At 59.4% G+C, this 5,648-nt stretch carries 6 protein-coding genes and 1 riboswitch; of the genes, 1 reads left to right on the top strand and 5 read right to left on the bottom strand.

The genetic code is table 11. From position 1 onward, the window contains the following. Positions 1-377 precede the first annotated feature (377 nt). Positions 378-914: a hypothetical protein gene (locus NW838_RS07535; protein ID WP_414357887.1), complete on the top strand. Its 537-nt coding sequence runs from the start codon at positions 378-380 to the stop codon at positions 912-914. Between the two features lie 3 nt (positions 915-917). Here the strand turns inward: NW838_RS07535 and NW838_RS07530 are convergent, their stop codons facing one another. The 5 genes from NW838_RS07530 to NW838_RS07510 form a co-directional block, all read right to left on the bottom strand. Then, positions 918-2,558 carry a cation:proton antiporter gene (locus tag NW838_RS07530; RefSeq protein ID WP_414417848.1) on the bottom strand — a complete coding sequence of 547 codons (1,641 nt, stop codon included), beginning with the start codon at positions 2,556-2,558 and terminating at the stop codon, positions 918-920. Positions 2,559-2,703: 145 nt separating this feature from the next. After that, positions 2,704-2,825: riboswitch (Fluoride riboswitch) on the bottom strand. A gap of 46 nt (positions 2,826-2,871) precedes the next feature. After that, entirely contained in the window at positions 2,872-3,498 is a 627-nt protein-coding gene (locus NW838_RS07525) for a DUF1997 domain-containing protein (RefSeq protein WP_414358319.1), read from the bottom strand. A gap of 7 nt (positions 3,499-3,505) precedes the next feature. Next, positions 3,506-4,201: a bifunctional phosphoribosyl-AMP cyclohydrolase/phosphoribosyl-ATP diphosphatase HisIE gene (gene hisIE, locus NW838_RS07520; protein ID WP_414358320.1), complete on the bottom strand. Its 696-nt coding sequence runs from the start codon at positions 4,199-4,201 to the stop codon at positions 3,506-3,508. A gap of 74 nt (positions 4,202-4,275) precedes the next feature. Further along, positions 4,276-4,548: a hypothetical protein gene (locus tag NW838_RS07515; protein WP_414331484.1), complete on the bottom strand. Its 273-nt coding sequence runs from the start codon at positions 4,546-4,548 to the stop codon at positions 4,276-4,278. A gap of 131 nt (positions 4,549-4,679) precedes the next feature. Continuing rightward, on the bottom strand, positions 4,680-5,648 hold a 969-nt coding region (locus NW838_RS07510), incomplete at its 5' end, for a phosphodiester glycosidase family protein (RefSeq protein WP_414427787.1).

The raw sequence follows: 5,648 nt of genomic DNA, 5'->3' as shown, positions 1-5,648 counted from the left end.
CGCCGGCCACCAGGCCCACCACCGTGCCGCTGGCCCCTAGGGATCCCAAAAAAGCTCCAGAAATGCTGCGGGCTCCTTCGTAGGTGGCATCGGCACACAAGCTGACGATCCCCAGAAGGAGGATAAAGCGCCAGGCAGAAGGGATCATGTCCGGCTCCATAGATTCAGTACAAGCATCAACAGCAGCAGCTCGTTACGTCCATGGCTAGAATCCATAGATAGAAGAGTAAGGGCAAAGAGAGCTTCAGAAGAGTCTTCATCTAGCCGGGAGCAACTGCCGGCCCAGGAGAACCTAGAGCTGAGCAGGTCTTGTTCTCCTTTGTTTGCCTCGAACAGAATCGAGCTTCCCCTGTCCTTCTGGTAAGAGGAGAGAAGCAATGGCCGCTAAAAGAGTGCTTTTTAAGCTAGCCTGTTTTCTCTTGGGTATCTGTCCGATTTCAATAGCTATTGCTCAGCAGGCATTCTTAAACGCTGAGTATCTCATATTTGCTTTACCCGAAAATATTGAGCGAGTTCGTTTTCAAAATGGCCAGTATCAGAGAGGCTCTAGCCCTCTCGAAGAAGGGTTCCTAAGAGTAAGCCTCGAAAAGCTAGCGCCTGCCGATCTTAACAACGATGGGCTTCAGGATGTAGTGGCGATTGCATTAAGTAATACAGGAGGGAATGCTTTCTGGACAACCTTATCTGGGCTGTTGGGCGGCAGCAAAAAACCTACGCCCCTGGAGCCTGTGTACCTCGGCGATGGGGTTTTAGTTAACAATGTTTCAGTTGCCCGTGACTCTGGAGGAAAGGCTGAGGTCTGCTTAGATATGCTTGCCCATGGCCCCGAGGATCCCAGTTGTTGCCCTACCAAGAAAGAAAAAAGGTGCTTCACCCTGGCCGAAAACCGGTGGATACCTCGGAGAGCTAAATAACCTCTACTTTGGTCGGCTAATGACCTGCCCAGGACTTCCTTGAGGAGATTCGACCAGAATTACAGGAATAGAGCTGGTCTCCAGAACGGCTTGGGAGGTGGATCCCACTAGCACTTGTTCCCAGCCGCGGTGCCCCCGCTTGCCCATGACTATGTCGGTAACCTGCCGCTCCTGGGCTATGTTTACAATGGTCTCCGCCAAGGGCCCGGAAGCCAGGCAGAACTGGTGGCGAATATCCGCCAAAAGGCGCTGGGCAAGCTGGCGCAACTGTTCCACCCCTTTCCCCTGCAGCTCATCGGTAACATGCAGCACAATCACTTCCCCATCCACCCGCCGCGCCAAATCGGCTGCCTTGCGCAACACCGCCTCGGCTAGGGGAGAGGTATCCACCGCTGCCAAAAAGCTCACCTTGCCCTGGCTGCCCACCTTGGTGGGATCCACCTCTCCTTTTTCCAAAAGCCGGGGGGCGCAAACCTGGGTCAGCCAAGCGCCCAGGGGAGCGGTAACCAGAATTGACAAAGCCGCCAAAGCCAAAATGATCTCCCCACCGGGGATCCCTTGGGCCAAGGGGATCCCACCAATGGCCGCCTGTACCGTCGCCTTAGCCATGTTGCCCGGCAGCAAAAACAGCCGCTCCCGCCAGGTCCAGTTGCTCCCCAGGGTGGAAAGCCACCAACCTAAGCCCCGCCCCAGCAGCAGGCTCAGGGTTAAGAGCAGCAAGCCCGGCCAGAACACGGATCCCAGCACCCCCAGATCCAGCGACGCTCCCAGTAGCACAAACAACACGATCTCCGCCACCGTCCAGAGGGCATCGAACCCACCTCGCAGCCGCCGCGCCAAGGGGGCATCCAGCTCAATTAGAAAGAACCCCAGGGCCATCACCGCCAAATAGCCGGAAAAATAGGGCCACACCTGCGGTGCCAGCACCAAGCCCAAGGCCATGCAGGCAGCCAGCAGCGCTTCCTGGACGCTGTTGCGGGTCCAGTTTTGTTGGGTTAGCAGCGACACCAGAACCCGCGCCCCCAGGTAGCCTACAGCCACGCCCAGCAGGATCTCCATCACCACCTGGAACGGCAGCCACTGCAGCGGCGACAGCTCCAGGCTTCCCAAGCGAACGCTCGCGGCGGATCCTTGGCCCAAAAAGCTGAGCAGCAGGCTAAACCCCAACAACAGCAGTACGTCGGAAAGGGCGCTGCCGGTCAAAATGGCATCCGGGATCCCTTTGGTTACTCCCCAGCCCAAACTCTTGAGGCGCAACATCCCCGGCACGATCACGGCTGGCGACTCCGCCCCAATCACGCAGCCCAACAGCAAACCGGTAGGCCAGTCCAACCCCAGGATCCAGGTGCTCAACAGGGCCACCGCCACCGCCTCGCAGGCTGCCGGCAAAAACCCCAGCCGCAACGCCACGGATCCCTGCTGGGCCAGCTTCTCCCGATCCAGCCCCAGGCCCGCCTTCATCAAAATGATCATCACCGCCACCACCCGCAGATCCCCCGCCGCTGCCAGCACCTCCGGGGATAGGACATCTCCCAGCAAGATCCCCACGAGGATCATCCCCAGCAGGGGGGGCATCCCCAGCCGACCCACGATTTGGCCGACAAAAAAGCCCATCACCAAGATCCACAGCCAACTGCCCAGCATCACCAGATCCTCATCTCCTTGTCGTCAGGGTGTTGAAGGGCAGCCCAGGGAGAAAAAGCCATCCGCGTCAGGAGTGGGAGCACCATCGCGTCCGCAGGGTGGGGCCTCAAACAAAGCCAAAGACCCCTACCCCCTGGACTTGCCCAGAAGTGTAGGAGTCATCAGCCTCAGCTTTTGAGGTTAGAACCCTCTTCCTCTATAGAAAAATTCCAATATAGAAAAATTCCAAGTGAGGCGGTTGCGGCGAACTCCATCGCCGGTTGCCGGAGCACTACTCGAAAGCTGACCGGCAACTTACTTGGCACCTAAGATATCACGCTTTGTCTTCCACTGCAATTAAGCGATAGGGGTGATCGGGACACCCAATAGAGCGATAGAAATCGCTGCACACATTGTGGGTGAGGCGGTCACTCATACCCCGGGTTACCTGCTGCACCACTTGATGGGCCACCCGATAAACCAACTTGCGGGGCAGAACCTGCAAAAACCTGGGCAAAGCCAGCCAGATCTCCAGATGAAGAGCCCAGTGAACACGGGTGGTGGGCAGGTCTTTCAGGGATCCCTGTAGCTCCTCCAGCCGGAAATCGGCTTGGCAGTTAACCCGGTAAGGCATTCCCTCATCGCCGGGCAACTCAATCGAGGTCAGGCGAAACCGGTAATCTTCATCCGGCCAGATCCTCACCCCAAAACTGGGCTCCAGCTCAAACCCAAGGCCGCCCATGCGAAAAAACTGCAGCCGGTAGGTCTCGGCGGACAAAGCTTCCACCTGCAACGGCCTAAAGCACCGCTGGATCCACTGGGCGTGGCCTCTTAGGTAACGGGCCAAGGTCTCCCGATCCGTCTCCAGATCCACTTGTCCACACCGCGTGGCTCGCAAATCCAGGTGGGCTTTGTCCAGAGAGGGATCCAGAAGATCAGGGGCGCCGCCTTCGGAGGACACGGCCCTTTCACTTGGCGGAACGGCGGGCTTGGAGCTGGCGATAGACATCCTTAATATCCACCTGATAATGAGCAAGAGCCACGAGGCAGTGGTACCAGAGATCGGCCACCTCGCGGGCCAGGGCAGCGCGGTCTTGATCCTTGGCCGCCATCACCACCTCAGCCGTTTCCTCGCCGAGTTTCTTGAGAATGGCGTTCTCTCCCTTGGCCAGCAAGCTGCTGGTGTAGGAGTCGGGACGGGGATCTGCCTGGCGGGCCTTCACCACAGCAAACACCTGAGACAGAGTATCTGCTGCCGGGATGGGATCCCTTTGATCCCCTGGCAGTGGGCGGAAGAAGCAACTGCGCGCCCCCGTGTGGCAAGCCGCATCTCCCACCTGCTCCACCAAGATCACCAGCGCGTCGCCGTCGCAGTCGTAGCGGATTTGCTTGACCCACTGCACATGACCGGAAGTTTCCCCCTTAGGCCACAGGGCCTGGCGAGACCGGCTCCAGAACCAGGTGCGGCCCGTTTCCAAAGTTTTCTGCAGCGACTCCCGGTTCATCCAGGCCACCATCAGCACCGTCCCATCCAGGTAGTCCTGCACAATGGCCGGGATCAGGCCCTGTTCGTTGTAGCTGAGGCTGCCCAGCCAGGTGATCTCCTCGGGCAGAAGCGATCGAGGGGGATCCGAGGAAGGGTTGAAGGCCAGAGCAGCAACCATAGAGCAGCGACCTGAAAAACCGCATTGAGAGCAGGATAACAGAACCAGCCCTCGCCAAGATATCCTTGACAACCTCAGCCAAGGGGTACCAGTTCCCGTGCCGCCAGGGACAGGACCACCTCTTCTCCCTCACCGGCCAGAGTCACCAGCCAGCGGTCGCGGTTTTCACGGGTGAGGACGATCCCCAGCCTCCCCTTAACAGAAGGAGGATACAACAGCCGTACCCACATGCCCGGCTCGAGCTGGGCAGCCGACCGCAGGGGATCAGCCGGGTTGCCGAGAATCCGCTTCTCCATTACCCAGGTCGCCCCAGGGTTCTCGGCCCCCCCTTCAGCAGCAGATGTCATGACCTCCCTCAGCACACCTCTCCTAAGCACCACCGGCAGGGTAAACAGCAAACTTAGCCCCCAGGGCTAGAGGCAAGCCGGACTTCTTCGGCCAGGATAGACCCTCTGTTGCGGAATGGCTGTATCGCAGATTACCGACTTAACCCGGAGGTCGGGCTGGGAGCACCGGTGTGGGGTTGGACAGAAGCGCTGGGCAGCAGCTTACGCTCCGGCTTGCGCTCTAGGAGCAAGGCTGACCGTTCCAAGCGCGTATCCACCAGTACCGAGGGAGAGGCCAAGTTAACGCGCTCCAGCAGACGCCGCAGCAGTTGAGCATCGATGATGTCCACCCCTTGGCGGGCTGTCGCCGTTCCGGCCACCAGGGGGGTAGGGGTGGCTTGAGGAAGGGATCCCTCAGCAACAGGTTCTGACCCATCGCTGGGCTCTTTTAGCACCAATTCCGCCATTGCCTGGGCCACCTCTTGACCATACACCCCATCGGGGCCAGAGGGGAGCAGATCCAGCCGTCCCTGCTGAGCGGCCAAACGGCTCAACCCCAGTTGCACAGCTACCACCGCTGCCCCCCGATCCCCCCGCCTCAACGTGCGTTGGCCGGCCAGAATGCTCTTGAGTTGGGCTTTGGCCGCCTCTTGCTCGCTGCCGGGCAAAAGTTGCACCAGCCCCTCCAGCCGATCTCCCTCAGAGCCAGCCTTGGCCTCGGGAAGGGGATCCCTGGCCCAGAGGCGGTTCATGTCGTAGAGCAAAATGGCATGGGGCACAGGACGGCTAGGCTGATGGGGAGCAGCATGGCCCGTGCCCAAGATCTGCCCCTGGTAGACCAGCGACGTGCTAAAGCCAGAATCCAGCAGCACGGCTTCCCGGATCCCGGTTTTGGGCAAAATACGGGCCAGGGTGGCGGCGTTGACATGGGTTTTGGTAACTCCGATCACCACCTGATCTTGGTCATCCACACCAAAGAAAGCCCTGGGGCGGAACTCGGCGGCGCTGGAAAGACGGAAAGAATCGATCTCCGTCTGAGAGAGGGCATGACCATCCTTGACCAGCCACAGACCGGCCACAAACAGATCTGTGACATCCGGCATCAACTGGCGAATGTTCTC

Origin of the sequence: Synechococcus sp. R55.2, assembly GCF_047462075.1 — a bacterium.
Taxonomy (GTDB): Bacteria; Cyanobacteriota; Cyanobacteriia; order Thermostichales; family Thermostichaceae; genus Thermostichus.
This window is presented reverse-complemented; position numbering and strand designations above follow the sequence as displayed.